This window comes from Amycolatopsis sp. NPDC114504 (genome assembly GCF_055633595.1).
In genome coordinates, this window is record NZ_JBVKDU010000001.1 from 1,661,023 (window position 1) to 1,686,019 (window position 24,997).

At 71.9% G+C, this 24,997-nt stretch carries 23 protein-coding genes; 9 read left to right on the forward strand and 14 right to left on the reverse strand.

Annotation, left to right across the window (positions count from 1 at the left end; all coding sequences use genetic code 11):
• The first annotated feature begins 45 nt into the window (after nt 1-45).
• Entirely contained in the window at nt 46-897 is an 852-nt protein-coding gene (locus ACZ7PG_RS07690; protein ID WP_470238299.1) for an LLM class flavin-dependent oxidoreductase, read from the forward strand.
• 107 nt (nt 898-1,004) lie between these two features.
• Nucleotides 1,005-2,258: a glycosyltransferase 87 family protein gene (locus ACZ7PG_RS07695; RefSeq protein ID WP_470239005.1), complete on the forward strand. Its 1,254-nt coding sequence runs from the start codon at nt 1,005-1,007 to the stop codon at nt 2,256-2,258.
• On the opposite strand, the gene ACZ7PG_RS07700 is transcribed toward ACZ7PG_RS07695, so the two are convergent.
• From ACZ7PG_RS07700 to ACZ7PG_RS07720, 5 genes are all read right to left on the reverse strand, one after another.
• Entirely contained in the window at nt 2,259-2,468 is a 210-nt protein-coding gene (locus ACZ7PG_RS07700) for a helix-turn-helix domain-containing protein (protein ID WP_003071237.1), read from the reverse strand. It abuts the gene before it with no gap.
• Nucleotides 2,469-2,646: 178 nt separating this feature from the next.
• A complete protein-coding gene (locus ACZ7PG_RS07705) occupies nt 2,647-4,275 on the reverse strand; it encodes an ABC-F family ATP-binding cassette domain-containing protein (protein ID WP_470238300.1) in 1,629 nt (542 codons plus the stop codon).
• A gap of 136 nt (nt 4,276-4,411) precedes the next feature.
• Nucleotides 4,412-5,083: an acVLRF1 family peptidyl-tRNA hydrolase gene (locus ACZ7PG_RS07710; RefSeq protein ID WP_470238301.1), complete on the reverse strand. Its 672-nt coding sequence runs from the start codon at nt 5,081-5,083 to the stop codon at nt 4,412-4,414.
• Between the two features lie 70 nt (nt 5,084-5,153).
• On the reverse strand, nt 5,154-8,030 hold the full coding sequence (locus ACZ7PG_RS07715; RefSeq protein ID WP_470238302.1) for a S8 family serine peptidase: 2,877 nt from the start codon (nt 8,028-8,030) through the stop codon (nt 5,154-5,156).
• Between the two features lie 308 nt (nt 8,031-8,338).
• On the reverse strand, nt 8,339-9,910 hold the full coding sequence (locus tag ACZ7PG_RS07720; RefSeq protein ID WP_470238303.1) for a deoxyguanosinetriphosphate triphosphohydrolase family protein: 1,572 nt from the start codon (nt 9,908-9,910) through the stop codon (nt 8,339-8,341).
• Between the two features lie 101 nt (nt 9,911-10,011).
• Here ACZ7PG_RS07720 and ACZ7PG_RS07725 point away from each other — a divergent pair, with 101 nt between their 5' ends.
• Nucleotides 10,012-10,392 (forward strand): PASTA domain-containing protein, encoded by a 381-nt coding sequence (locus tag ACZ7PG_RS07725; protein WP_470238304.1) that lies wholly within the window; start codon nt 10,012-10,014, stop codon nt 10,390-10,392.
• Nucleotides 10,393-10,398: 6 nt separating this feature from the next.
• Here ACZ7PG_RS07725 and ACZ7PG_RS07730 read toward each other — a convergent pair whose 3' ends face one another.
• Together ACZ7PG_RS07730 and ACZ7PG_RS07735 are read right to left on the reverse strand one after the other, a co-directional pair.
• Nucleotides 10,399-11,031 carry an SRPBCC family protein gene (locus tag ACZ7PG_RS07730; protein WP_470238305.1) on the reverse strand — a complete coding sequence of 211 codons (633 nt, stop codon included), beginning with the start codon at nt 11,029-11,031 and terminating at the stop codon, nt 10,399-10,401.
• The gene (locus ACZ7PG_RS07735; protein ID WP_470238306.1) at nt 11,028-11,375 is read right to left on the reverse strand and encodes an ArsR/SmtB family transcription factor; all 348 of its coding nucleotides are present in this window, start codon (nt 11,373-11,375) and stop codon (nt 11,028-11,030) included. Before ACZ7PG_RS07735 ends, ACZ7PG_RS07730 begins: the two co-directional genes overlap by 4 nt.
• Before the next feature lie 145 nt (nt 11,376-11,520).
• On the opposite strand from ACZ7PG_RS07735, the gene ACZ7PG_RS07740 reads away from it, so the two are divergent.
• Nucleotides 11,521-13,182 (forward strand): GGDEF domain-containing protein, encoded by a 1,662-nt coding sequence (locus tag ACZ7PG_RS07740; protein WP_470238307.1) that lies wholly within the window; start codon nt 11,521-11,523, stop codon nt 13,180-13,182.
• On the opposite strand, the gene ACZ7PG_RS07745 is transcribed toward ACZ7PG_RS07740, so the two are convergent.
• Nucleotides 13,106-14,257, reverse strand: a complete 1,152-nt coding sequence (locus tag ACZ7PG_RS07745) for a TetR/AcrR family transcriptional regulator (RefSeq protein ID WP_470238308.1) — start codon at nt 14,255-14,257, stop codon at nt 13,106-13,108. The genes ACZ7PG_RS07740 and ACZ7PG_RS07745 overlap by 77 nt on opposite strands.
• A gap of 41 nt (nt 14,258-14,298) precedes the next feature.
• Here ACZ7PG_RS07745 and ACZ7PG_RS07750 point away from each other — a divergent pair, with 41 nt between their 5' ends.
• Both ACZ7PG_RS07750 and ACZ7PG_RS07755 read left to right on the forward strand, forming a co-directional pair.
• The gene (locus ACZ7PG_RS07750) at nt 14,299-15,474 is read left to right on the forward strand and encodes a glycosyltransferase (protein WP_470238309.1); all 1,176 of its coding nucleotides are present in this window, start codon (nt 14,299-14,301) and stop codon (nt 15,472-15,474) included.
• A 9-nt stretch (nt 15,475-15,483) separates the two neighbouring features.
• Complete coding sequence (locus ACZ7PG_RS07755) at nt 15,484-15,876, forward strand: nuclear transport factor 2 family protein (RefSeq protein ID WP_470238310.1); 393 nt, start codon at nt 15,484-15,486, stop codon at nt 15,874-15,876.
• Here the strand turns inward: ACZ7PG_RS07755 and ACZ7PG_RS07760 are convergent.
• The 4 genes from ACZ7PG_RS07760 to ACZ7PG_RS07775 are packed head-to-tail and all read right to left on the reverse strand — an operon-like array spanning nt 15,864 to nt 19,472.
• The gene (locus ACZ7PG_RS07760) at nt 15,864-17,012 is read right to left on the reverse strand and encodes a sulfotransferase family protein (protein ID WP_470238311.1); all 1,149 of its coding nucleotides are present in this window, start codon (nt 17,010-17,012) and stop codon (nt 15,864-15,866) included. The genes ACZ7PG_RS07755 and ACZ7PG_RS07760 overlap by 13 nt on opposite strands.
• A gap of 8 nt (nt 17,013-17,020) precedes the next feature.
• Nucleotides 17,021-17,809: an SDR family oxidoreductase gene (locus tag ACZ7PG_RS07765; protein WP_470238312.1), complete on the reverse strand. Its 789-nt coding sequence runs from the start codon at nt 17,807-17,809 to the stop codon at nt 17,021-17,023.
• Nucleotides 17,806-18,996, reverse strand: a complete 1,191-nt coding sequence (locus ACZ7PG_RS07770; RefSeq protein ID WP_470238313.1) for a hypothetical protein — start codon at nt 18,994-18,996, stop codon at nt 17,806-17,808. The genes ACZ7PG_RS07765 and ACZ7PG_RS07770 overlap by 4 nt, the downstream gene beginning before the upstream one ends.
• Nucleotides 18,993-19,472: a nuclear transport factor 2 family protein gene (locus ACZ7PG_RS07775; RefSeq protein WP_470238314.1), complete on the reverse strand. Its 480-nt coding sequence runs from the start codon at nt 19,470-19,472 to the stop codon at nt 18,993-18,995. The genes ACZ7PG_RS07770 and ACZ7PG_RS07775 overlap by 4 nt, the downstream gene beginning before the upstream one ends.
• A 39-nt stretch (nt 19,473-19,511) precedes the next feature.
• On the opposite strand from ACZ7PG_RS07775, the gene cysD reads away from it, so the two are divergent.
• From cysD to ACZ7PG_RS07790, 3 genes are all read left to right on the forward strand, one after another.
• A complete protein-coding gene (gene cysD / locus ACZ7PG_RS07780) occupies nt 19,512-20,444 on the forward strand; it encodes a sulfate adenylyltransferase subunit CysD (protein WP_470239006.1) in 933 nt (310 codons plus the stop codon).
• The gene (gene cysC, locus ACZ7PG_RS07785) at nt 20,444-22,252 is read left to right on the forward strand and encodes an adenylyl-sulfate kinase (RefSeq protein WP_470238315.1); all 1,809 of its coding nucleotides are present in this window, start codon (nt 20,444-20,446) and stop codon (nt 22,250-22,252) included. Before cysD ends, cysC begins: the two co-directional genes overlap by 1 nt.
• Before the next feature lie 104 nt (nt 22,253-22,356).
• A complete protein-coding gene (locus ACZ7PG_RS07790; protein ID WP_470238316.1) occupies nt 22,357-22,950 on the forward strand; it encodes a hypothetical protein in 594 nt (197 codons plus the stop codon).
• Nucleotide 22,951: 1 nt separating this feature from the next.
• Here the strand turns inward: ACZ7PG_RS07790 and ACZ7PG_RS07795 are convergent, their stop codons facing one another.
• Both ACZ7PG_RS07795 and ACZ7PG_RS07800 read right to left on the reverse strand, forming a co-directional pair.
• Entirely contained in the window at nt 22,952-23,599 is a 648-nt protein-coding gene (locus tag ACZ7PG_RS07795; RefSeq protein WP_470238317.1) for a response regulator, read from the reverse strand.
• The gene (locus ACZ7PG_RS07800; protein WP_470238318.1) at nt 23,596-24,819 is read right to left on the reverse strand and encodes a sensor histidine kinase; all 1,224 of its coding nucleotides are present in this window, start codon (nt 24,817-24,819) and stop codon (nt 23,596-23,598) included. Before ACZ7PG_RS07800 ends, ACZ7PG_RS07795 begins: the two co-directional genes overlap by 4 nt.
• Nucleotides 24,820-24,997: the final 178 nt, after the last annotated feature.

The window sequence follows — 24,997 nt, forward strand, 5'->3', positions numbered from 1 at the left end:
TCAGTTTTACTGATGATTTGTCACACTGATAATCAGGAGAGCACCATGACGACCGTCGGGATCAAGCCACCCCAGCAGCACATCGGCATCACCGCGCTCCGCGAGATCTGGGCCATCGCCGACGACGCCGGCTTCGACGGCTGCTGGGTCTTCGACCACCTCGCCCCGATGGGCCCGGACCGCACCGGCGACGTCTTCGACGGCTGGTCACTCCTCGCAGCGATGGCCGAGGCGACGCAGCGGGTGCGCATCGGATGTCTGGTGTCCGGCAACACGAACCGCCACCCGGGCACGTTCGCGAAGATCGCCGCGACCGTCGACCACCTCTCCGGCGGCCGGCTCGACGTCGGCCTCGGCGCGGGCGGCGACGCCTTCACCGACGCGATGATGGGTACGCCGACGCCGTCACCGGTCGAACGCGTCGAAAGACTCGCCGAGACCTGCGAAATCCTCGGTCTGCTGTGGACTCGGGAAGAAACCGATTACCGCGGCCGCCACTACACCTTGACCGCCGCGCGCAGCGACCCGAAGCCCCGTCAGCCGAAACCGCCGCTGTGGCTGGGCAGCAGCGGCGAGAAGCTCGGCCTGCGGGTCGTCGCCGAGCACGCCGACGTCTGGCTGAACGCGGCGCTACCGGGCACGGAAATCACCGAGCTGCAACGGCTTTCGCGCGTGCTGGACGAGCACTGCGAGGCGGTCGGCCGCGACCCGGCGACGGTCCGCCGCGCCGCGCAGTTCCGGCTGCCGTCCGATGCGGACAGTGCCCTTCGGCTCGCGCGGAGCTACGTCGAGGCCGGCTTCACCGAGCTGGTCCTGATGCCGACCGGTCACGACGACGTTGTCAAAGCCACCGAAGCCGCCGCCGCCCTGCTCCCCCACCTGCGAGAGCTCGACTGAACCCTCGGTAGCCTGGCCGGGTGGGAACGGAGGTGGGCCGGGCGCCCGCATGGCGGCGCGCGGCACGGCTCTTCACGGCCCCCGCGGCCACGCTCGAGCGCGCCCCGCTGCGCTGGGACCTCGGCTTTTACCTCGCCTGCCTGGCCTTCGCCCTACCCACCGCGCTCAAGTCCGAGTTCTACGGCTACCGCGTCTGGGGCAACTTCGCGACGGTCGCCTACGCCCTCGGCGCGCTGCACAGCGGCTGGCTGCTGCTGTCCGCGCGCACCGGGCGGACGCCACGCGGCGTGCTCGGCTCGCGCTGGTGCGGGATCGCCGCGGTCGCCCTGTTGGCAATGATCCTTCCGTTGCTGCTTCTGGTGATCCGGCGACTGACCGGTGTGGACTGGCTGATCACGCCGTTCTCCTGGGCCGCGCAGCCCGAGGTCTGGGTGATCGAGCGGTCCGCGGATCTGCTGCTGCACCACGGAACCCCGTACGTCGACGTCACCGCGCTCGGCCGGGCGCCGGTGGTCAACGACTACACGCCGTACGGCCCGGTGATGGCGATCTTCGGCCTGCCGCGCGCGGTGTTCGGCGGCACCCCGCTGGGCGACGCGCTCACCGACGCCCGCTGGATGTTCGCGCTGGCCGCCTGCGCGTGTGTGCTGGGCACGCTGAAACTGCTGAAGTGGCCGAAGGTCCCGGTCGGCGCCGCCCAGCTCGCGCTGGCCTGCCCGCTCACCGCGCTCACCTGGGCCGTCGCCGGGCCGGACCTGGCGATCGTCGGGCTGCTGGTGCTCGCGTGCGCACTGGCCGCCACCGGGCGGGCCGCCTGGTCGGGCCTGGTGCTCGCGTTGGTCGTCAGCGCGAAGCTCATCGTCGCGCCCGCGGCCGCGGTCCTGGTGGTGTTCGTGCTGGTACGCCGGGGGAAGGGGCTCGACTGGCCCGCCGTGGGGCGGTTCGCGTCAGCGCTGGTGGCCGCCACGGCGGCGCTGCACCTGCCCGTGTACCTCGTGGACCCGGCGGCGTTCGTGGAGCACGTCTTCCGCTTCCCCCTGGGAATGGGCGCTGTGCGGTCGCCCGCGGCGAGCCCGTTGCCGGGCCACCTCATCGCCGAAACCGGTCCGGTGGGCCAGGTGGCGGCGTTCGCGCTCGTCGGCGCCGCGGCCGTGGCCATGGTGCTCTGGCTGGTGCGCCGGCCCCCCGCGAACGGCTCCGGCGCAGTCCTGCGCATCGCCGTCGGACTCGGCGCGTTGATCCTGCTCACCCCGGCCACCCGGTACGGTTATCTGGTGTACCCGCTGGTCCTGCTCGGGGCATACCTGACGTTCCGTGCGGCCGAAGCTTCCACTGCGCGCCCCCCGCGCAGCAGTTCCTGACTACTTCTTCTTGACCCGCGTGGCCCCGCCGCGCCCCCGCAGCTGGACCCCGGACTCCGACAGGACCCGGTGGACGAACCCGTAGGAACGCCCCGTCGACTCCGCGAGCGCCCGGATGCTCGAGCCCTTCTCGTATTTCTTCTTGAGGTCAGCGGCCAGCTTGTCGCGCGTGTTGCCGGTGATCCGCGCGCCTTTCTTGAGATCAGCCACGTCGATCGCCTTCCCGCCGAGAGTGTTCTGGGCCACATATCGACCCCTGCCGGGGCAATGATCGAACACTGAGCGCCGGAATGCCAGACGACAGACGTAAAACAGCCGAAACTGCGATCACATTGGGCCATTCCAGTGCCTGGCCGTAACGATCTTGCACCCGAATGGACGCATAGAGTCACGCAAGCTGGACGAGTTCCAGATAGTCGGCCGACCAGTGATCCTCGGTGCCGTCGGGCAGCAGGATGACCCGCTCGGGCTCCAGCGCCTCGACCGCGCCGGGGTCGTGCGTGACCAGGACGACGGCGCCGGCGAAGCTGCGCAATGCGTCCAGGACCTGGGCACGGCTGGCCGGGTCCAGGTTGTTCGTCGGCTCGTCGAGGAGCAAGACGTTGGCAGCACTGGAGACCAGGCTCGCGAGGGCGAGCCGGGTCTTCTCGCCACCGGAAAGCGTGCCGGCGGGCTGGTCGAGTTGTTCGCCGGTGAAGAGGAACGAGCCGAGCAGGTTCCGCAACTCCTGAGCACCGGTGTCCGGTGAGAGATGTCGGATGTTTTCCCACACCGACGCATCATGATCAAGAGTTTCGTGTTCCTGTGCGTAATAGCCCAAACGCATTCCGTGACCCGGCACGATCTCACCGGTGTCCGGAGTTTCCATTCCGCCGAGGAGCCGGAGCAAAGTAGTCTTTCCCGCACCGTTCAGCCCGAGTACGACCACCTTCGAACCGCGGTCGATCGCGAGATCGACGCCGGTGAAGATTTCCAGTGAGCCGTACGACTTCGAGAGGCCTTCGGCGGTGAGCGGCGTCCGGCCGCACGGGGCGGGCTCGGGGAACTTGATCCGGGCGACCTTGTCGGCCACCCGGGTCTCGTCGAGTGCGGACAGCATCTGCTCGGCGCGGCGCGCCATGTTCTTGGCCGCCACGGCCTTCGTCGCCTTCGCGCCGAGCTTCGCGGCCTGCTGCTGCAGTGCCGACGCCTTCTTCTCGGCGTTGGCGCGCTCACGGCGGCGGCGCTTCTCGTCGGTCGCGCGCGCGTCGAGGTAGCGCTGCCAGCCCATGTTGTACAGGTCGAGCTCGCCGCGGGTGGCGTCGAGGAACCACACCTTGTTGACCACGTCGGCCAGCAGCTCGACGTCGTGGCTGATCACGACCAGGCCGCCGTCGTGCTGCTTGAGGAACCCGCGCAGCCAGTTGATGGAGTCGGCGTCGAGGTGGTTGGTCGGCTCGTCGAGCAGCAGGATCGTCTCGGACTTGCCGCCCGCGCCCGCTTCGGCCGCGGCGAACAGGATCCGCGCCAGCTCGACGCGGCGGCGCTGCCCACCGGACAGCGTCTGCAGCGTCTGCGCCAGGACCCGGTCGGCCAGGCCGAGGTTCGAGCAGATGCGCGCGGCTTCGCTCTCCGCGGCGTACCCGCCGAGCGAGGAGAACCGCTCTTCGAGCCGGGCGTAGCGGTTGATGGCCTTGTCGCGCGCGGCGTCGTCGACGAGCTCGGCCATCGAGGCCTGCGCCTTCTCCATGTCGCGCATCAGCTTGTCGAGGCCGCGCGCGGAGAGCACGCGGTCCTTCGCGGTGACCGAAAGATCACCTTCGCGCGGGTCCTGCGGCAGGTAGCCGAGCTCGCCGGTGCGGCGGACCTCGCCCGCGTGCGGCTCGCCTTCGCCGGCGAGGACCTTCAGCGAGGTGGTCTTGCCCGCGCCGTTGCGGCCGACGAGGCCGATGCGGTCGCCGGACTGGATGCGGACGGTGACGCCGTTGAGCAGGATGCGCGAACCCGCGCGCAGCTCAAGGCCGGTGGCCGTGATCAAGGGAAACTCCCGTGGAAGGGGGGTGAACGGAGGACAGCGTCGAGCGGCCCGGGGGCCGCGGCGTCACTCCAGCTGGATATCCACGGAACCCAGTGTACGGGCCGCGGTCCACCGGATTTTCCGGACGTGTGCGGTCTCACCCGTCGCGCAGCGTGACCTGCACGGACAGCGCGCGCACGGCGGCTTCCTCGAGGACGGCCCGGCTCGGCTCGCCGACCTCCAGCACGCGCGGCTCCGCACGGGCGAACAGCCGGGCCAGCCGGCGGTCCTCGCGCAACGCGTCGAGCGCCCGGCGGTCGCCGCCGAGCACCACGGCGTCCACTTCGGACAGCCGCGGGACGAGCACCTCGAAGACGTCCTTGGCCGCGTCCTGGAGCGCGTGGTGCGCCTGCCCCGCGCGACGCCGGGCGAAGCGCTGCTGCGACCAGCCGCCCGCGGCCGAGCGGCCCTGCACGAGGTTCCGGCCGGTGCGCGACACCTCGACCCGGCCCGCGCGCGCGATGCCGACGCTGTGGCCGCCCAGCCGCACCAGCACCAGCGCGATCCGGCGCGGCACCAGCGCGTGGGCCAGGAGCGCGTCGACGACCAGGCCGTCGAACGTCCCGGACGGCGCCGGCAGCGGTCCGAAAGGGACGGTCGCGGTCGCCGTCGCGCCGTCGGCGGCCAGCACCCGCACCGCGCGCGCCGCGACCTCCGTCGTCACGGTCCCTTCGTGGCGGGCGGAGAAGCGGTCGAACCAGCCGGCGAGACGATCGGGCGGCACCTCGACCGCGCGGCCGCCCCCGGCGACCTGCCGTGGCTTGGCCATGGGGGAAACGGTACGGGGCCGCCGCGTCGCCGCGACGGCCCCGTTCGGGTTGTTCAGTTCACGCGCTTCGTCACAGCGGGTGCACCGGCCCGTTGTTCGTGTATCCCCGCACGTTCGACGGCGCGCCGGCCGCCGGGGGCTGCACGAACCCGTTGATGTGCAGGGCGACCGAGCGGATCGAGCCGACGTCGCCGCCCGCCGCGTCGACCACGGCGAACGTCCACGTGCCGTCGACCGCCGCGGCGGTCAGGCCGCCGGTCAGCGACTGCGTCGGCCGCCACGTGCCGGTGAACGGCGCGTTGGCCGAAGTCACCGTGCTGAACGCGGTCGCGGCGGTGTCGGCGAAGACGACCTTGCACAGGTTCTTGCCGGAGCCGCCGTTGCGCTGGAACACCGTCGCCTTCGCCCCGGAGGGCGCGGTCAGCGTGCCGACCAGGTCACCGACGTAGGTGTGGTCCAGTCCGACGGTGGTCGAGGCGGTGTCGGTGTTGCAGGTGCTGCCGTCGATCGAGAAGCCCACCTTGGACGCGCGGCCGACCCCGGTGACCGGGATGGTCACCGACGCGCCGACCGGGCTGTTGTCCGGGATCGCCACCGGCGCGCCGGTGTAGGCGAAGTCCTGCGCGACCGGCGACGGGGTGCCGACCGGGAGCGAGAACGTCTGCGTCGTCGGCGAGTGCGCACCGGCGAAGCTGACGCGGGCGTTCAGGACGACCGGCGCGCCGAGCTGCTGCGTCGCCGGGACGGTGATGGTGAAGTCGTTGACGCCGGTCTGTCCCGGGCTGATGGTGCCGTAGGACTTGGACCGCGGCGCCACCGTGACACCCGGGGTCGGGCTGGTGAGCACGACGCTGGTGGACACGGCGGTGCCGTCACCGTCGTTGGTCACCGGCAGCGTCACCTTGGCCGTGTCGCCCGGGTCGAGCGCGGAGCCGCCGTCGGCCGGGGTGACCGTCGGCTGCTTCGCCACCGCGAGGGGCTGCGGGCTGGCGCCGGTGTAGGCGAGCACCTTGTCCGCGAGGATGACGCCGGCACCGGTGAAGTTGTCGTTGCCCGGCTTTTCGATGTCGATCGCGGTGTTGATCAGTGCCTCGCGGACGTCCGACGGCGGCAGGCCGGGGTTGCCCGAAAGGACCAGCGCCGCGATGGCTCCGGCGTGCGGGGCGGCGGCCGAGGTGCCGAAGAACGGGCTGAAGCCGGTGACGCTGGTCTTCACGCCGTCGGCCGCGGTGATCTCCGGCTTGTTCCGGACCTCACCACCGGTCGAAGACACGTTGCCCGGGGTGATCGGGGTGCCGTCGGCTTCGTAGAACATGCGCCGCGGGCCGTCCGAGGTGAACCGCTCCGCCTTGGACGTGCCGCTGAACGCGCCCGGGAACGGGCCGGTCGGGTTGGCCGGGTCGCCCGGCTCGAGGGGACGGCCGAACGCGGCGGCCGCCGGGGTCGCCGCGACGCTGAAGGCGTCCCGCGCGGCCGAGTGGCCGACCGTCACACCCGGGGTGTTGTAGGCCTTCAGGCCGTCCGCCGAGTCCTTGAACCGGCCGCGCAGCGCGGACAGCGACAGGTAGCGGTTCTGCCCCGAGAACTTCACGACGGCCAGACGCAGCCCGGTGCCGCCGAAGATCGGCGTCTGCAGGATCTCGAACGGGTCCTGGGTGCCGTCCTGGACGTTCTGGCTGAAGCTGACCACGGCCCCCGCGGAGTTGAGCAGGTAGAGGTCGTAGTCGTTCGCCGACGCGCCGAGCGGGTCGGACCAGTGCAGCGTCACCGGGACCTGAGCCGACGAGGCGTCCGAAATGGGCTCGTAGATCTGGTTGCCCGCGGCGCCGGCGAAGTTGTGCGCGACGCCGGCGAACTTGCCGACCGACTTGCCGGAGTCGACGAAGTCGCCTTCCCAGTGCCCGGCGGTGCCGTCGGCGACGTTGCCCTCGTTGCCCGCCGACGAGAAGTACAGCGCGCCGTCCGCGGTCACGTCGTTCACGGCCTGGGCGATGATCCAGTCCTGGAACGGGGATTCCTTGAAGTAGATGACGTCGTCGACGATGACGTCGCAGTGCGACTCGAAGCGCAGCTTGCGGATGTTGTCCGCGAAGCTGGCGTCGGAGTTGAACGCCGAGGCGAAGCCGAGCGCGGCGTTGGGCGCGAGGTCGTGGATGATCTCGAGCATCGCGGTGCCCTCGTCGCCGTCGCCCTCCTGCCCGGCGATGACGTCGACGTTCGGCGGGAGCTCGCCCTTGGCCTGCGAGGCGGCCAGGGAGTCGACGCCGTCCGACAGCGCGCACGCCTTGACTCCGACGCCGGTGACGCCGAACTGCTGGCGCGCGATGTCGGCGTTGTGGGCGCGGTCGCCTTCACTGGTCAGCGTGGCGGCCGCGGCGGCGCTGCGCTGGGACTTGGCGGAGACGGCCTTCTGCAGCTCGCCGGCGATCCGGTCGGCCTTCTGCTGCTTGGTCTCGGTCTTGACCGGCGTCGTCGCCGGGGTGGCCAGTTCGCGGGCGGTCATGGCCTGGTCGGCCTGCTCGACGCGCTTGACGTCGCCGCGGGCGGCGATCTCGCCGACCTTGGCCAGCGGGACCTCGGCGCGGACGCTGCCGTACCGGTCGGACACCGCGCGGATGCCCGCGCCGGCCTTGGTCAGCGAGGAGATGAGGTCCGGGGAGACCTTGCTCGCGCGGATGTCGACCAGGACGGTCCCGGTCGAAGAAACCTGAGCCCCCGACTGCAGCGCGTTGAGCTGCTTGGTGACGCCCTTCTCGGCGGCGAGCAGATTGCTGTCCACTTTGGACTCGGTGGCGGTGCGGCCCGCCTTGACCGCCTGCAGGGCGGCGATCTGCTGCTGTGCGACTTCGCTGAAGGTGTCCGGTGTGGATGCGGTGGCGGCGCCCGCGGCGGGCGGCGACACGAGGCCGAGGGCGGCGAGCAGCGCCGCGGCCCCGGCTGTGAGCACAGTGGATCTCGATCTCGTGGAACGGGTACGACGCACGTGCGCCCTCCGATTATCTCCAGGCGCGTGCCCCGACTCACGCTGACCGATCGCCGGTGATCACCGGCAGGATCAAGCTAAGTACTGTGAGTTCCCTGTGAGCAGCGGCCGTTCGAGTGACATCGGATGGAGAATTTCCTGAATGGACCGTAAGTCGTAGGCCGTTCAGCGGAACCGCACAACCGTTACAGGACGAACGAAACGGACCAGCGCGTCAAGCGGTACCACTGCACGGGATCGCCGGATCGGACAAGAACCGGACAACTCCTCGATCAGAGGACGAAGGAGTCCGACCACGGCTGGGCGGCCCGCCCGGACAGGGCGTCCAAGAGGGTCACCGCCTGCTTGTCGGTCAGCGACGCCACGAAGTCCACCACCGCCCGGCCGCGCGCCAGCCCGCGCACCGCGTCCGGCCCGGACACCGGCTCCCCCGTCGCGCCGACGAGCAGCTCCGGCGCCGAGCGCGCCAGGCCCGTGTACTCCGCGTGCGCCAGCTCCACCAGGTCGTGCAACCGCCGCGGCAGCCGGGAAACCTCGTCGCGGTCGAGCAGCCACGCGTCGAGCGCGTCGACCAGGCTCGACACCACCCCGGCCTGCCCGCGCTGGTGCAGCGCCAAGTCGGGGCGCAGCAGCACGAACCGGCGGTGCACGAACTTCAGCACCTGGACCTCGTGCCACTGGGCGGGGCGCAGCGAGACGTGGCCGGTGCGGGTGGACGGGGACGCCAGCACGAAGACGCCGTCGACCAGCCGCGCCGTCCAGTTCGCCGAAAACGCCGCCGTGGCCTGCTCCGCCTCGATCGAGCCGTCGAACTCCGCGGCCAGCAGGCCGTCGACCAGCTCGGCGCGGACCCGGGCGACCGCCGCGGCGAACGCGTCGTCGTCGACGATCCACGCGTCCTTGACGTGCATCCGGCGGCGGACGCGCTCGAGCGACCGGCCCGGCCGGCGCAGCTCGGCGTGCAGCGTCTCGTCGTCCAGCGCGGCCAGTTCCGCCGCGTGCTCGAGCCACTCCCCCAGCTCCGCCGCGACCGGCGCGTGCTGCAGGACGCCGATGCGGTGGAAGTCCTGCAGGTCGTGGATGGCGTAGGCGATGTCGTCGGCGGTGTCCATCACGGACGCTTCGACGGTCTGCTGCCACCCTTCGACGCGCCCCGCGAACGCCGCGCGCGCCTGCTCGAAGTCGTCGAGTTCGGTGGCGTAGGCGGAGAACTTGGCCGCGCCGGTGCCGGGCGACTGGTCGGGCTCGCCGGCCCCGCGCGGCGGCACGGCCATCGCGGACGGGTGCGGCGCCGGGTGGTGCAGCCGCAGCCACGGGTACTTCAGGACGGCCGCGCGCACCGCGGTGGTCAGGTCGAGCCCGATCGCCGACGGCCCGCGCACGTCGGTCGTGGTGATGATGCGGAAGGTCTGCGCGTTGCCCTCGAAACCGTCGGCCAGGCCGAAGCGGTGCCGGGCGATGCGGTCGAGGGTCTGCTCGCCGAGGTGCCCGAACGGCGGGTGCCCGAGATCGTGGGCGAGCGCGGCGGCCTCGGCGACGTCGAGGTCGCAGCCGCCGAGCTTGTCGACGAGACCGGCGTCGTCCCCGGCGGTGATCCGCTCGGCGATGGCCCGGGCGACCTGCGCGACCTTCAGGCTGTGGGTGAGCCGGTTGTGCAGCAGCCCGGCCCCACCGGCGCTGACCACCTGCGTGACCCCGCCGAGGCGGGCGAAGAACGGCGAGGCGGCGATGCGGTCGCGGTCGATCCGGAACGGGCTGGTCGCCAGGTCGGTGAACCCGCCGGCGCTCGCGGCGGGATCCCGCCGCACCGCCCGCGGGTCGGTCTGCTCGCTGCCCTGATCCATGCGCCCGACCCTATCCGGCGGATTCCGGTTCACCCGATCGATGGGCAACATCGCGAGTTCACGGATCGATTGAGGGGGTATCCATCAACGGAGGAGCCGCCATGAACCGCCCGATTCGCCTCGCCGCCGCCCTGGTGCTCGGTGCCGGGCTCGCCGCCTGTGGCGCCGGGCCGGCCGGCAGCCCCGCGTCGACCGGCACCTCGGCCACGACCGCCGCCGGAACGACCGCCGCGCCGTCCGCCACGACCGCCGCCGCGCTGATCAAGGTCCCGGACGTCTCGGGCATGAACCACCAGGACGCCCAGGACGCGATGCAGAAAGCCGGCCTCTACAACCTGCGCGAGGTCGACGGCACGGGCCAGGGCCGCATGCTGGTCCTCGACCGCAACTGGGTCCAGACGGGCCAGGACCCGGCCCCCGGCACCGAAGTCCCGGCCGACGCGGTGATCACCCTGACGGCGGTCAAGAAAACCGACCGCTGACCCGGGTCAGGCCTCCGGCGGGGTCGTGTACGCCTTCAGCGTGCGGTCCGCCGCCGCCCGCGCCGTCGCCGGGTCCGCGCCCGCGGCGACGTCCGCCTCGTACCAGGCTTCGTTCGACGCCGTCATGAACTGGATGCCCTCGGGCGACATCATCCAGGCCATCGCCGCCTCCGGGTCGACCGCCTCGCCCGAGGCCAGGTGCAGGACCAGGCCGACCAGGGCGCCGTCCCAGCCGATGCCGACCGCGCCCGGGCCGAACTCGTCCCAGCGGTCGTCGACGTGGGCGACGTGCTCCAGCTCGAAGCGGGTGCCGTCGCCCTCCGGCGTGAGGCGGACCTCGACCCAGCTGACGTTGCCGCCGTACTCCCACGTCGCCGCGAAGCTCTTCGGCGGGTCGCAGCGCTCGACCGTGCCGCCCGCGTTGCCCTCGAACTGGTACTTCCCGCCGAGCTTCAGCTCGCCGCTGATCGGCAGGAACCAGCGCGGGATGCGCTCGGGGTTCGTGCAGGCGTCCCACAGGTCGTCGACGTCGGTGTCGTAGACCTGGCCGATGGTCAGGACGCGGGCTTCCTTGCCTTCGAGCACCCGGTCGCCGAGCGTCCTGCGGACGGCGCTGATCTGGTGGCTGACGTCGATCACGAACCTTCTCCTTCGGTGAGGCGCCGCGCGCGCTTGCCGCGGGCGATTTCGGTGGCCAGTGCGTCCAGCGGCGGGGTCCAGTACCGGCGGAACCGGTCGAGCCAGTCATCGATGTCCCGCAGCGGTGCGTGACCGACCGCGTACAGCCGCCGCGTCCCGTCCTGGCGGACGACGGCGAAACCGTTCTCGCGCAGCACTTTCAGGTGCTGGGACACCGCGGGCTGCGAGATGCCGAACTCGGTCCGGATCACCTCGGTCACCGCGCCGGCCGCCCGCTCGCCGTCGGCCAGCAGCTCGAGGATCCGGCGGCGGACCGGATCACCCAGGACGTCGAACGCGTGCACCCGGCCAAACTACAAGTAGCGACTTATATAAGTCAACTCTGAACTAGTGGCAGATGTCACCCTGCGTTACTCCGATTCGGGTATCGGTGGTGAACATCAGTCGACATCGGTTTCGTTTCGCGGCCCGACCGGCGACGATCGGGGCGTGAAGTCGCCACGCGCGGTCCGCTTCGCTTTCCAGCCGCTGTACAGCCTCCACACCGGAGGCGTCGTGGCTCACGAAGCGCTGGCCAGGCCGGGCCAGGGCACCGTCCCCGAACTGCTCACCCAGGCGCGCCGCGACGGCCGCCTCGCCGAGGTCGACCTCGGGCTCGCGATCGCCGCCGTCCGGCAGGACGAGTCGTCCCTCCCCCTGCACCTCAACCTCTCCGCCCGCACCCTCGCCGCGCCGCTGGCCATGTACGACGACCTCCTCAAGGAGCTCGTCGACGCGGGCCGCCGCACCCGCGACGTCGTCCTCGAGATCGGCCCGCCGTTCGCGCCGCTGCCCGCCGACCGCGCGCTCGCCGGGATGCGGACGCTCACCGAGCTCGGCTTCCGGCTCGCGCTCGACGGCCTCGGCCGCGGCGACCTGCCGCTCGGCCTGCTCGTCGAGGCCCCGGTCGACCTGGTCAAGCTCGACCGCACGGTGCTGCGCGGGCTGCCGGACGACCCGGCGTCGGCCGCCATCGTCGAGGCGCTGCTGCACTACACCAACCGGACCGACACCCGGCTCGTCGCGACCGGCGTGGAGACCGACGCCCAGCTCGACGCCGTCCGCGGCCTCGGCGTCCGGATCGCGCAGGGCAACCTGCTGGCCCCGCCCACCGCCGCGGGCCCCGCCCCGGCGCTGCTGACGCGGGACCGGACGACGCGCGCGGCAGGCCCGGCGCAGTGCGTCGGCGACTTCCTCCGCCCGGCCACGACGCTGCCGGAAACCGCGACCTGCGACGAGGTCCGCGAAGTGCTGGCGGCGGCGGACGCGCCGAGCGGCGTCATCGGGATCGACGAGCTGAACCGGCCGCGCTGGTCGGTCGACCGGACGCGGTTCCTGGTCGCGGTCACCGGCCCGTACGGGCACGCGCTGCACGCGAAGCGCCCGGCGGCCCGGCTCGCGGACACGCCGCACACGATCGAGGCCCGCGCGGGCGCGATGGAGTTCCTCGAGCTGGTCACCGACGCCGACTGGGGCCGCACCGGCGACGACGTCGTCGTGGTCGACGACGTCGGCCGCTGCCTCGGCGTGGTGCTCGTGACCGAGGTGGTGCGCGGAGTGGCCGAGGCGAAGGTCGAGGCCGCGGCGGCGCTGAACCCGCTGACGCGGCTGCCGGGCAGCGACACGGTGGCCCGCGACGTCGCCCGCCGGATCACGATCGGCGAGCCGTTCGTGGCCGCGTGGCTGGACATCGACGCGTTCAAGGCGGTCAACGACACGGCCGGGTTCGCCGCGGGCGACGACCTGATCCGCGAGCTGGGCGGCGCGCTCACCGGGCTGACCGGGCAGCTGCGCCGGATGCGGGTCAGCCACGTCGGCGGCGACGACTTCCTGGTGGTTTGCGACGTCGACGAGATCGCGACGGTGGCGGGCGCCCTGCTGGACCGCCATTGGACGGCCGACGGCATGCCGGTGACGGTTTCGCTGGCGACGCTGGTCTGCGCGAGCGGCTCGATCCGGTCGTACCAGGAGGTTTCCCGGTTGCTGGCGCCGTTGAAGAAGCGCGCGAAGGCGGTGCCCGGGTCGAGCTGGGTGCTCAGCCGCCCGGGTTCGGACCGGATCGAAGTGCTGCGCGGCATCGGCACGCGCGGTCTGCAGGCGGCCGCGGGTTAGTTCCGACCCTGTTCCCACTCACGACCAGCTGAGCCTGGATCGACGCCGCGGCCCATGCGACGTAGTCGTCGTGCGGCCAGCCGCACACGGTCGTCAGGTGGTCGTACGCCTCGTGGGACGTGAGCAGGCCGATCGCGTCCGCCAGCCGGCCGGAAGCCGGCATTCCCGCCGCCGCCAGCCGAGCGGTGATCTCTTCGCGGCGGGCCACCGCCAGCTCCGCGCGAACCGCGGCCACCGCCGGGTCGGCCATCGCCGCCGTCGTGAAGGCGCGCCAGATCGGCAGGGATCCGCGCACGCCGGCGGCGACCCGCGCGACCACCGCCGGCAGGTCCGCTGGGCCGCCCGGCCCGACTGGGTCGGCGGGGTCGAGCGGGCCAGCCAGGTCGCCTGGGTCGCCTGGGGCGGGCAGGCCGGCTGGATCGGGCAGGCCGGCCGAGTCAGGCAGGCCGGCTGGGCCGGCCAGGTCGGCTGGATCGGGCAGGCCAGCTGGCTCGGCTGGGTCGGGCAAGCCGGCCGGGTCGGCTGGGTCGGGCAGGCCGGCCGGGTCGGGCGGGCCCGCCGGCGCGTCCAAGTCCGCCGCGTCCGGCGCGTCAGCCGAGCCCGCCGGACCGGCCAGCGCGGCCATGTCCGCCGCATCCGGCAGGTCCACCTGGCCGGCCGGACCGGCCAGCGCGTCCGGGTTCGCCGCGTCCGGCAGGTCAGCCGGGCCCGCCAGCGCGTCCGCCAGGCCCGCCAGCGCGTCCGCCGGGCCCGCCAGCGCGTCCGCCGCGTCCGTTAGGTCCACCGGGCCAGCCGGGCCAACCAGCGCGTCCAGGTTCACCGCGTCCGGGTTGCCCGCGAAGCCGTCACGAAACGCCGCGAGCAGCAGGTCCGCCTTGCGCCCGGCCTGCGTCACGGTCTCCAGGCTCACGCCCGCCGCGGCGGCGATCTGCCGCACGCTCGTGCCCGCGTAGCCGCGCTCGGCGAACAGCCGCCCGGCCGTCTTCACCACGTGCTGCCGGGTGCGACGGGCGCGGGCCTCGCGCACCGGTGACTCGTAGCGGCGCCGCGCGCCCTCGGGTTCCGGTATCGTCATCAATTGGATAGTACAGCGTATCGGTCAATCAAGGGGGACCCATGACCCGCGTGCTCGTCTGCGTGCACCCCGCTCGCGGCCACGTCGGCCCGACCAAGCCGATCGTCGAAGCCCTGCTCGCGGCCGGGCACGAGGTCACCGTCGTCACCGGCGCGCGCTACCGGGAAACCTTCGAAAAGCTCGGCACCACAACAAAAGTCCTCCCGCCGGAGGCCGACTTCGACGAGACCGACCTCGACGGCTCCATCCCGGGCCGCGCCGGCCTGAAGGGACTCAAGCTCGCCCGCTTCGAGCTGACGAACTTCGTCCGCGCGATGCCGGCCCAGCTGAGCGTCCTGGACCTCGACGTCGACGTCGTCCTGTGCGATCCGCTCTTCATGGCAGGCCTTGCCCTGGTACGCCGCGAGCACCGGCCGCGCGTGCTCGTGCTGGGCTTCCTGCCGTTCCTGCCCCCGGTGCCGAGCGGCCCGAACAGCGCGATCCTGAAGATCCTCGCCCCCTGGGTCCTCCGGCCGGCGCAGAACCAAGCCCGCACCGCACTCGGCGAAGACCCCGGCATGCTGTTCACGGACTGGCCACTGCACAGCGACGGCGTCCTGCAGATGACCTGCCCCGGCTTCGAATACCCGCGCCCCAACGCCCCGCTGCACTTCATCGGGCCGACGACCGTCAGCGCGGCGAGCGAACACCCGCTGCCGCCGTGGTGGGCCGACCTCGACGGCTCGCGCCCGATCGTCCACGTCACCCAGGGGACCGTCGCCAACGACGACCTCGGCCGGCTCGTCGAACCCACGATCGCCGCCCTCGCCGACGAGGACGTGCTGGTCGTCGCGACGACGTGCGGCGGCAAGCTGAGTCCGGGTCCCCTGCCGGCCAACGTCCGCGTCGCCGACTTCCTGCCCTACGACGACCTGCTCCCCCGCTGCGCCGCGATGGTCGGCAACGGCGGGTACGGCGGCGTCAACCACGCCCTCCGCCACGGCGTCCCGCTGGTCGTGGTCGGGGCCAGCGAGGACAAGCGCGAGGTGGCCGCCCGCGTCCGGTGGTCCGGCGCCGGGATCGGCCGCGCCCGCGCCTCGGCGTCGCCGCGGACCATCCGGCGGGACGTCCGCGCCGTCCTGGACCAGCCGCGCTACCGCGACCGCGCGAAGGAACTGGCCGCCGAGATGGCCGCCGGCCCTTCGATGGACGACGTCGTCAAGCTGATCACGGCGTAGGGTTCCGGCATGGACGCCGAGATCCGCGCCGCGATCGTCGAGCACTGGACCGCTTCGGAACAAGGCGACGTCGAGCGCGAGCACGCGATCTACGCCGACGACGCGATCCTCGACTACCCACAGTCCGGAGAGCGCTTCCGCGGCCGCGCGAAGATCCAGGCTCAGCGCGGCGGGCACCCGGCCGAACGGCACTTCACGATCGGCCGCATCCAGGGCAGCGGTGCCCTCTGGGCCAGCGAGTGCGTGATCACCTACGACGGCGCGCCGACCCGCACCGTGAGCATCATGGAGTTCGCCGGCGGGCTCGTGACGCACGAGACGCAGTACTTCGCCGACCCGTTCCCGGCGGCACCCTCGCGGGCGGAGCTGGCCGAGCCGATGCCCGGCACTCAGGAGCCGTAGCCCGCGAAGCGCTCGTCGACCTCCTCGGGCGTCAGGCCGAAGTCCGCCAAGCTGTACTTGTGCACCGGCTTCGCCGACCCCGTGCGACTTTCCTCGTGCACGGCCGTCATCGCCGCCCGCGCGTCCGGGGTGAGCGTCAGTCCGAAGTGGTCGTACACAGTGGACACCGTGCCGATCGGGTCGGCGACGAAGTCCTCGTACCGCACGTCGCAGAACTGCGCCGGGTCGTAGCGGGTCCGGGCCGTGCGGAACTCGTCGGCGCCGCGCGCCCACAGGTCCAGCTGGGACTTGCCGATCACCTCGCCGCGGAACTTCGTCGACCAGCCGTCCGCGGCCTTCTCGGCGAGGCTGCACATCGAGCCCATGATCGTACGCGGCGCGCGGTGGGTCTGGATCACCAGCGCGTCGGGGTACGCCGCCATCAGCGCGTCCAGGGCGAAGAGGTGGCTCGGGTTCTTGAGGACCCACCGCTTGCCCGCGTCCGGCAGCCCGATCAGCTGCAGATTCCGCCGGTGGCGGGCATACGCGTCGGTCCAATCCTGCTTCTCGAGCCACCGCGAGTAGCGCGGCACGTGCGCGAGGCACTCGAACGACAGCGAGCGCATCGACTGGCGCAGCAGCTGCCAGCACTCCTCCACCTGGTCCGCGGACATGTGGTGCACGCCCATGAACTCCGGGTGCTCGACGTGGTGCCGCTCGTAGCCCGCCTGGATCCCTTGGTACACCGGGTTGTCCGCCCACGTGTCCCGCGGCGGCCGCGGCTGCGGGACCTCGGCGAGCCAGACTTCGAGACCCTGGTGCCCCGGGTCCTCGGCGAGCAGCCGGTGCAGCGCGGTGGTGCCGGTGCGGGGCAGGCCGGTCACGAAGATCGGCCGCTCGATCGCCACGGAAGCCGACTCCGGGTGCTGCTTCCAGCCCGCTTCGCTGAGCAACCGGGCGACGAGCGCGCCGCGCAGCATCGCCCGGTGCACCTTGTTGCCGAACGGCGTGAGGTCCTCGTCGGCCTCGTACGACTCCAGCAGCACGCGCAGGCCGTCGACGTACTCGTCGCCGCCGAAGTCGTCGAGCCCGGTGAGCTTGGTGGCCGACGCGTGCAGGTCCTCGACGGTGCCGACGTCTTCGCGGCCGGGGAGCATGGATCCTCCTAGTGGTGGTACTCGCCGCCGTTGACGTCGAGGCACTGCCCGGTGATCGCGCGCGCCATCGGCGAGGCGAGGAACACCACGGCGTCGGCGATCTCGTCGGGTTCCGGCAGCTTCCGCAGGTCTATTGTGGACGCTGTTTCGGCGTAGACCTCTTCCGGCGTGATGCCGCGTTCCTTGGCCAGGTAGTTGAAGTACCACTTGAGGTTCGGCGCCCAGATGTACCCCGGTGCGACGGTGTTGACGCGGATCCCGTCCGGTCCGAGTTCGCTGGCGAGGCTCTGCGAGAGCGACAGCAGCGCCGACTTCGCCATCTTGTACGCGCCGAACGTGCGCCGCGAGTGCCGCAGCACCGCGGAGTTGATCATCACCAGCGAGCCCTTGCTCTCCTTGAGCGCGGGCAGGAACAGCCGCGTCAGCCGCAGCACCGAGATGCCGGCCGTTTCGAACCCGGCCCGGACGGCGTCGAGGTCCACAGTGGCCAGATCGGTGAGCGGCGGGACGGCGAAGGCGTTGTGCACCACCGCGTCCACCCGGCCGAACGCCTCGACCGCTTCGCGCACGAGGTTCGCGGCGGAGTCCTCGTCGTCGATGTCGGTGCGGACCGCGACGGCGCGCCGGCCGAGGTCGGTGACCTCCTTGGCGACCTCGGTGAGGCGCGACTCGGTGCGTGCGGCGAGCACGACGTCGGCGCCCGCCTCCGCGCTCCGGACGGCGATCGACCGGCCGAGCCCCGGCCCGATGCCGGAGACGACGACCACCTTGCCCCGCAACAGATCCGACACGCTCACCCCAGCATCCTGGCGGCGACGGCGTCCTGCCGGGCCGCGATCCGCGCCGACCACTCGGCCGGCGTCACGCGCGCTTCTTCGTAGTGGGGCAGCCGGTCCGGCAGCTCGTCCACCTTGACGACCTCGACGACCGGGCCGTCGTCCGGGCCGAGGTCCCGCGCGAGCCGCTGCCAGCGGATCTGGACGTAGCCGCGCTCGTGCCCGGTGCGCTCCAGCCAGTTCGCGACGCCGGGGTCGCGCTCGCTGATGACGAACCGGATCTTGCCGTCCGGGTCGACGCGCGCCTGGTCGGCGGTGAGGCTCGTCTGGTGGTTGATGTAGTCGAGCGAGACGTACCAGAGGCTCCCCAGCTGGATGCCCTGGTACGGCGCGTCCGCGCAGCGCGGCACGGTGACGATCATCGCCTCTTCGTCGCCCAGCTCGTAGTGCCCGGCCGAGGAGAACTGCGTGGTCAGGCCGCCCGGCGTCGAGCGTGGCTCGGTCATCGTGTTCACCGGCAGGTTGTCGTAGAACCACTTCGGGAACGCGAGGAACGTCTTGAGCCGGCTCAGCAGCATCTTGCCGACGACGCCGTAGCGCTTGGCCATCGCCGAGCGGTCCGGCACCGGCGGCGCCTGGCCCGCCGTGTCGACGCACCGGATGCGGATTTCGCCGCGCTTCTCGGTCGCCCAGTCGCTGTGGACCTCACGCACCACGAGCATCGACGAGCCCTCGCCGAGGACGAAGTAGTTCGGCCCCTGGTCTTCGCGAGCCGGGCCGAAGCGCAGCTCGAACCGGCCGTCTTCGCCGATTTCGATCGCGCGGTCGTCGAACGCGGCGAGGCTGTCGGGCACCACGACCGGCGAGTAGTCGCCGTTGAGGATCTGGAAGCTCAGGTCGGCGGTGGTCCCGCGGACGCCGGTGACGACGTATTCGCGGTCGGCGCGGATGTTCGCGTTGAAGTACAGCGTGTCCGGGTTGTCGAGGCCCATCTTCGTGTACGGCCCGGTGGACGCGGTGAAGTACGGGAAGTCGCGCTGGTAGGCCCAGGCCATCTGCAGCGACGCGCGGATACTCCCGGCGAGGTAGTCGTAGCCCTCCAGGAGACCCTGCTCGGTCTGCGCGGGCGGGGCTCCGGCGATCAGCTTCTCGGCTTCGGCGATCGCGTCGGCGAACGACCCGGTCAACGAGAACTCGTTCTCGATCATGCCGGCACGGCCCAGCGGTTCGCGAGCAGCCGGAAGCCCGGGTTGTCCGCCCAGGAGAGCATCGACTCGTACGTCCTGACGTACCCGATGCGCGTCATCCGCCAGGCGCCGTCGGCCTCGCGGCGGTAGGTGTCCTCGTAGAACGCGGCACCCTCGATGATCACCTTGTGCTCGGGCACGATGACCTTGTCGGTGAACGACCACCGCCCGGTCGCGGTGTCGCCGTCGATCTCGATCTCCGGCTGACCTGCGTGATGGACGGTGATGATGCCGTTTCCGAGGCTCTCGGTGAGGAACGCGACGATGGCGTCACGGCCGTCGAAATGCTTGCCGTCCTCACCGGTCGCGCGGGTCCCGTAGTCGGCCGTGGCGTCGGCGGTGAAGGTGTCGGCCACCTCGTCCCACTGCTTCAGGTCGACCGCGCGGAGGTAGCGGTACTTCAGCCGGCGGATCTCTTCGAGTACGACCAGGTCCATCGTCCCAGGATCGCGCACCGCTTGACCGATGACAAGAACATGTTCTACTTTTTTCCGGTGTCCGTGACCTCGTACGAGCTCTCGCACCTGGCCGCGCTCGAAGCGGAGGCCGTGCACGTCTTCCGCGAGGTCGCGGCGACGTTCGAGCGTCCCGTCCTGCTCTTCTCCGGCGGCAAGGACTCGGTGGTGATGCTCCACGCCGCCGCGAAGGCGTTCTGGCCGGCGCCGCTGCCCTTCCCCGTGCTGCACGTCGACACGGGCCACAACTTCGACGAGGTGCTGCGGTTCCGCGATGAGACCGTCGCCGCCTTGAACCTCCGGCTGGAGGTCGCGAGCGTGCAGGACGACCTCGACGCCGGCCGGGTCGTCGAGGAGACCGGCCCGGGAGCCAGCCGCAACCGGCTGCAGACGGTGACGCTGCTGCGGGCGATCCGCGAAGGCGGCTTCGACGCCGTGTTCGGCGGCGCCCGCCGCGACGAGGAGAAGGCCCGCGCGAAGGAGCGCGTGTTCAGCTTCCGCGACGAGCACGGCCAGTGGGACCCGCGGGCGCAGCGCCCGGAGCTGTGGAACCTCTACAACGGGCGGCACCGGCGCGGCGAGCACATCCGCGTCTTCCCGCTGTCGAACTGGACCGAGCTCGACATCTGGCAGTACATCCGCGACGAGCGGATCGCGCTGCCGCCGCTGTACTACGCGCATCGCCGCGAAGTCGTCCAGCGCGACGGCATGCTGCTGGCGGCGACCCGGTTCCTGTCCCTTGTGGACGGCGAGACGCCGTACGAAACGACCGTGCGCTTCCGGACCGTCGGCGACGCGACGTGCACCGGCTGCGTCGAATCGTCGGCGGCGACACCGTCCGAAGTGGTCACCGAGGTGGCCGCCACCCGCGTCACCGAACGCGGGGCGACGCGCGCCGACGACCGGATTTCCGAGGCAGGCATGGAAGACCGCAAGAGGGAAGGCTACTTCTGATGCAGCTGCTGCGGATCGCCACGGCGGGCAGCGTGGACGACGGCAAGTCCACGCTGATCGGGCGGCTGCTGTTCGACTCGAAGGCGATCTTCACCGACCAGCTCGCCGCCGTCGAGCGCGCCAGCCGGGAGCGCGGCGAGGACTACCCGGACCTCGCGCTGCTCACCGACGGCCTGCGCGCCGAGCGCGAGCAGGGCATCACCATCGACGTCGCGCACCGCTACTTCGCCACGCCCAAGCGGAAGTTCATCATCGCGGACACGCCGGGGCACCTGCAGTACACGCGGAACATGGTGACCGGCGCGTCGACGGCCGACCTGGCGCTGGTCCTCGTCGACGCGCGCAAGGGCGTCCTCGAACAGTCGCGGCGGCACGCGTTCCTCGCGTCGCTGCTCGGGATCGGGCACCTCGTGGTGTGCGTCAACAAGATGGACCTCGTCGGGTGGTCGCAGGAGCGGTTCGAGGAGATCCGCGAGGAGTTCCGGCGGTTCGCGATGAAGCTGGACGTCGCCGACCTGACGTTCGTGCCGGTCTCGGCATTGCACGGCGACAACGTCGTCCACCGCAGTGCCAGCATGCCTTGGTACGAGGGCACTTCGCTGCTGCACCAGCTGGAGGAGGTGCACGTCGCGTCCGACCGCAACCTGATCGACGCGCGGTTCCCGGTGCAGTACGTGATCCGCCGGCCGGACTTCCGCGGCTACGCGGGCACCATCGCCGGCGGCGTGTTCAAGCCGGGCGACGAGGTCGTGGCGCTGCCGTCGGGGTTCACCTCCCGGGTGCGCGCGGTGTGGGACCCCGGCGGGAAACCGCTTTCGGAAGCCTTCACCGGCCAGGCGGTCACCGTCGAGCTGGCCGACGACCTCGACCTGGGCCGCGGCGCGATGCTGTGCCGCCCGGGCAACCGGGCCGAGTCGGCCCGCGAGGTCGACGCGCTGGTGTGCTGGTTCTCCCCCCGGTCGTCCTTAACGCCGGGCAGCTCGTTCGTCGTCCGGCACACGACGACCGAGACGCGCGGCTCGGTGGAGAAGCTGGAGTACCGCCTCGACGTGACGACGCTGCACCGGGACGCCGCGGAGTCGTTGTCCCTGAACGACATCGGCCGCATCCGGCTGCGCACGCGCGCGCCGCTGCTGTTCGACCCGTACCGCCGCAACCGCGCCACGGGCGGGTTCCTGCTGGTGGACGAGCACACGGGCGACACAGTCGCGGCGGGCATGATCACCGGCGCTCCGCTGTCCCCGGTCGTCTGGCACACGGCGGCGGTCCGCCGCGAGGACCGCCCGACCCGCGGCGCGACGGTGTGGCTGACCGGGCTGTCGGCGTCGGGCAAGTCGTCGGTGGCGGTGGAGCTGGAGCGCCGTCTGGTGGCGGCGGGTCGTCCGGCCTACCTCCTGGACGGCGACAACCTGCGCCACGGGCTGAACAAGGGTCTCGGCTTCAGCCCTTCGGACCGCGCCGAGAACGTGCGGCGGGTGGCGGAGGTGGCCCGCCTGTTCGCGGACGCGGGCGTGGTGGCGATCGCGTCGCTGATCAGCCCGTACGCGTCGGATCGCGCTTCGGCCCGGGAGATTTCCGGGGATCTGCCGTTCGTGGAGGTCTTCGTCGACACGCCGCTGGAGGTGTGCGAGGCCCGCGATCCGAAGGGGATGTACGCGAAGGCGCGGGCGGGTGAGATCCGGGGGTTCACGGGGATCGACGCGCCGTACGAGCGCCCGTCGTCGCCGGACCTGGTGCTGCGCCCCGGAGACGGCGACCCGGCGGCGATGGCGGCGGCCATCCAGGCGCTCCTGGACAACGTCACTTAGAGCGCGCCCTTTTTGGCCACGGAGTTACGCCGGAAGCGTGTGCGTCACAGATCGTTTTGTGGTCTGATACCCCCGTTAGCCCGTTTGGCGTAGAGGGGGATTCCGTGAGAAGCGTGGTCTGGTGGTCCGTCGGCCTGCTGTGCGGACTGGGGTTGGTGGCGCTCGGCCTGTTCGGTTCCGGGGAGCCGAGCGGCAAGGTGCTGTGCGGCAGCGAAGAGATGCGACCGGGGCAGACCTGCGACCGGACCCAGTACGGCCAGACGACCAGCGAGACCTACGAAGAGAAGCGCCAGGAATCGATCGACGACGCGGCCACCTTCAAGAACGGCGGCCGCTGGGTCACGTTCGGGATCGGCACGGCCATCGCGGGCGCATGCGGCTGGCGACTGGTCATCGCGATCCGGCGGCGCGCCGGCCAGGGATCCGGCCCGGCTGGGCCCGTCCCGGCTGGGTCCGTCCCCGGGCAGCAGGTCGGCTTCGCGCCGCAGCAGGGATTCCCGCAGCAAGGGTTTCAGCAGCAGCCGGGATTCCAGCAGCAGCAGGGCTTTCCGCCGCCGCCGGGCGTTCAGCAACCGCAGGGCTTTCCCCCGCCGCAAGGCTTTCAGCAGCAGCCAGGATTCCAGCCGCCGCGGGGCTTTTCCCCGCCGCAGGGATTTCCGCAACCGCCGCCGCCGGGGTACCAGCCGCGTCAGCAGTAGCTCAGCCGGCCGGGGTGACGAAGCCCGAGTCGTACGCCCGGATCACCGCCTGGGTCCGGTCCCGCGCCCCGAGCTTCGCCAGCACGTTGCCCACGTGCGTCTTCACGGTCTGGATCCCCAGGTACAGCTCGCCCGCTATCTCCACATTGGACAGTCCGCCCGCCATCAGCCGCAGGACCTCGCGCTCCCGCTCGGTCAGGCTCGCGCTCGCCAGGCCGTCGCCGGTCGGCGCGTGGTGGGCCGCGAGACGGCGGATCGCCGCCGGGAACAGCAGGGACTCGCCCGTCACCACCGTCCGGATCGCCGCCACGATCTCCTCCGGCCGCGCCCGCTTGAGCAGGAAGCCGCTGGCGCCCGCGAGCAGCGCGTCGTACACGTAGTCGTCGTTCTCGAACGTCGTCACCACGATCACCTTCGGCGGACTGTCCATCGTGGACATCAGGTGCGTGGTGGCCCGGATCCCATCCACCGCGGGCATCCGGACGTCCATCAGCACGACGTCCGGGCGCAGCCGGGCCACCAGCCCGGGCACCTCGGCGCCGTCCGCGGCCTCGCCGAGCACGGTCAGGTCGGGCTCGCTGTCGATGATCGCCCGCAGCCCGGCGCGGATCAGTGGCTCGTCGTCGACCAGCAGCACCCCCGCGCTCATCGCCCGCTCCCCCACGGCACCCGCACCACGACCTCCCACCGCTCGTCCACCCGCCCGGCCGACAGTGCGCCGCCGAGCACCCCGACCCGCTCGGTCATCCCGCGCAGGCCGCGGCCACCGCCGGTGCCGGAGCCCGTCCCCAGCGGGTTGGCGACCCGGGCGACCAGGCCGTGCGCGGCGACGTCGACGACCACCGTCACCGGGACCCTACCGGCGTGGCGCACCGCGTTGGTCAGGCATTCCTGCAGGATCCGGTACACCTCGCGCGACACCACCGCGGGCACCGCGGCCAGGTCACCACCGATCTCGGCGACGACCTCGGTGCCGGCCAGCCGCGTCGTTTCGAGCAGGGTCGCCAGCTCGGTGAGCGCCGGCTGCGGCGTCCGGCCGGCCGCTTCGTCGCGCAGCAGCCCGAGGACGTGGTCGAGGTCGTCGAGGGCCGTGCGGGCGGACTCCTCGATCGCGCCGAGCGCGCGTTCGGTGAAGTCCGGGTCGGTGCGCAGGGTCCGCCGGGCGGCACCGGCCTGGATGGTGACGACGCTCAGCGCGTGGCCGACCGAGTCGTGCAGCTCCCGGGCCAGGCGGTTGCGTTCGGCGAGCTGCCCGGTCCGCCGCTCCAGCTGGGCGATCCGGTCGGCGGCGGTCATCCCGAGCAGCCGCCCCGCGACCCGGCGCAGCACGGCACCGGTCGCCCAGACGGCGTAGATCAGCACGACCACGCCCACGGTGAACACGACCGGCAGCCACACCGAAGGCCAGCCCGTCGGCACGGTGACCTCGTCGCCCCCGGCGGTCTGGACGAGGTGCCCGGTGAACACGGCGCTGATCGAGACACCGATGGCGACGGGCGCGGCGAGGCTGAAGAAGCTGACGACGAACCCGGCGACGACGTGCAGCACGAACATCCCCGCGGCCCGCCGCCGGCCGGGCCGGGTCCGGGGTTTCGCGGGGGCGTCGGGCACGGGGTCGTCGAGCAGTTCACGGACGGCGGTGGACTCGAGAACGTGCACGGCGGGCAGGAAGGCGGTCGCGGCGAGCACGAGCAGGGTGAGCAGGCCGCCGACGAGGGTCGCGCGCTCGACGGTGGTGACGAACGGCAGCAGCGACGGCACGGCGACGGCGGAGAAGAGCAGGTAGGGCACGCTGATGGCCCCGCCGAGCACGAGGTACACCCAGCGGCGGTAGGTCGCCTTGCTCATCAACGGGCGAAGTACGCGCACCGGTCGATCTTCGCAGGCGGCCCCGGCGCGCGCCTCCCCCTCGCGATGGAGCGCGGGTCGTGGGGGGGGAAAAAGGGTTTCCCCCCCTTTTCCCCCCCCCACCCGGCACAGGGGGGTGGGAGAAGGTTCTGGGAGCGAACCCCCCAAGAACAAAAACCCTTCCCCCCAAAAAACCCCC

Excerpts from the sequence above, each read along its gene's own strand:
- ACZ7PG_RS07690 (WP_470238299.1), top strand. The coding sequence starts at position 46 with ATGACGACCGTCGGGATCAAGCCACCCCAGCAGCACATCGGCATCACC.
- ACZ7PG_RS07710 (WP_470238301.1), bottom strand. The coding sequence starts at position 5,083 with ATGGCCAAGCCACGGCAGGTCGCCGGGGGCGGCCGCGCGGTCGAGGTG.
- ACZ7PG_RS07720 (WP_470238303.1), bottom strand. The coding sequence starts at position 9,910 with ATGGATCAGGGCAGCGAGCAGACCGACCCGCGGGCGGTGCGGCGGGAT.
- ACZ7PG_RS07725 (WP_470238304.1), top strand. The coding sequence starts at position 10,012 with ATGAACCGCCCGATTCGCCTCGCCGCCGCCCTGGTGCTCGGTGCCGGG.
- ACZ7PG_RS07745 (WP_470238308.1), bottom strand. The coding sequence starts at position 14,257 with ATGACGATACCGGAACCCGAGGGCGCGCGGCGCCGCTACGAGTCACCG.
- ACZ7PG_RS07750 (WP_470238309.1), top strand. The coding sequence starts at position 14,299 with ATGACCCGCGTGCTCGTCTGCGTGCACCCCGCTCGCGGCCACGTCGGC.
- ACZ7PG_RS07755 (WP_470238310.1), top strand. The coding sequence starts at position 15,484 with ATGGACGCCGAGATCCGCGCCGCGATCGTCGAGCACTGGACCGCTTCG.
- ACZ7PG_RS07760 (WP_470238311.1), bottom strand. The coding sequence starts at position 17,012 with ATGCTCCCCGGCCGCGAAGACGTCGGCACCGTCGAGGACCTGCACGCG.
- ACZ7PG_RS07770 (WP_470238313.1), bottom strand. The coding sequence starts at position 18,996 with ATGATCGAGAACGAGTTCTCGTTGACCGGGTCGTTCGCCGACGCGATC.
- ACZ7PG_RS07775 (WP_470238314.1), bottom strand. The coding sequence starts at position 19,472 with ATGGACCTGGTCGTACTCGAAGAGATCCGCCGGCTGAAGTACCGCTAC.
- cysD (WP_470239006.1), top strand. The coding sequence starts at position 19,512 with ATGTTCTACTTTTTTCCGGTGTCCGTGACCTCGTACGAGCTCTCGCAC.
- cysC (WP_470238315.1), top strand. The coding sequence starts at position 20,444 with ATGCAGCTGCTGCGGATCGCCACGGCGGGCAGCGTGGACGACGGCAAG.
- ACZ7PG_RS07795 (WP_470238317.1), bottom strand. The coding sequence starts at position 23,599 with ATGAGCGCGGGGGTGCTGCTGGTCGACGACGAGCCACTGATCCGCGCC.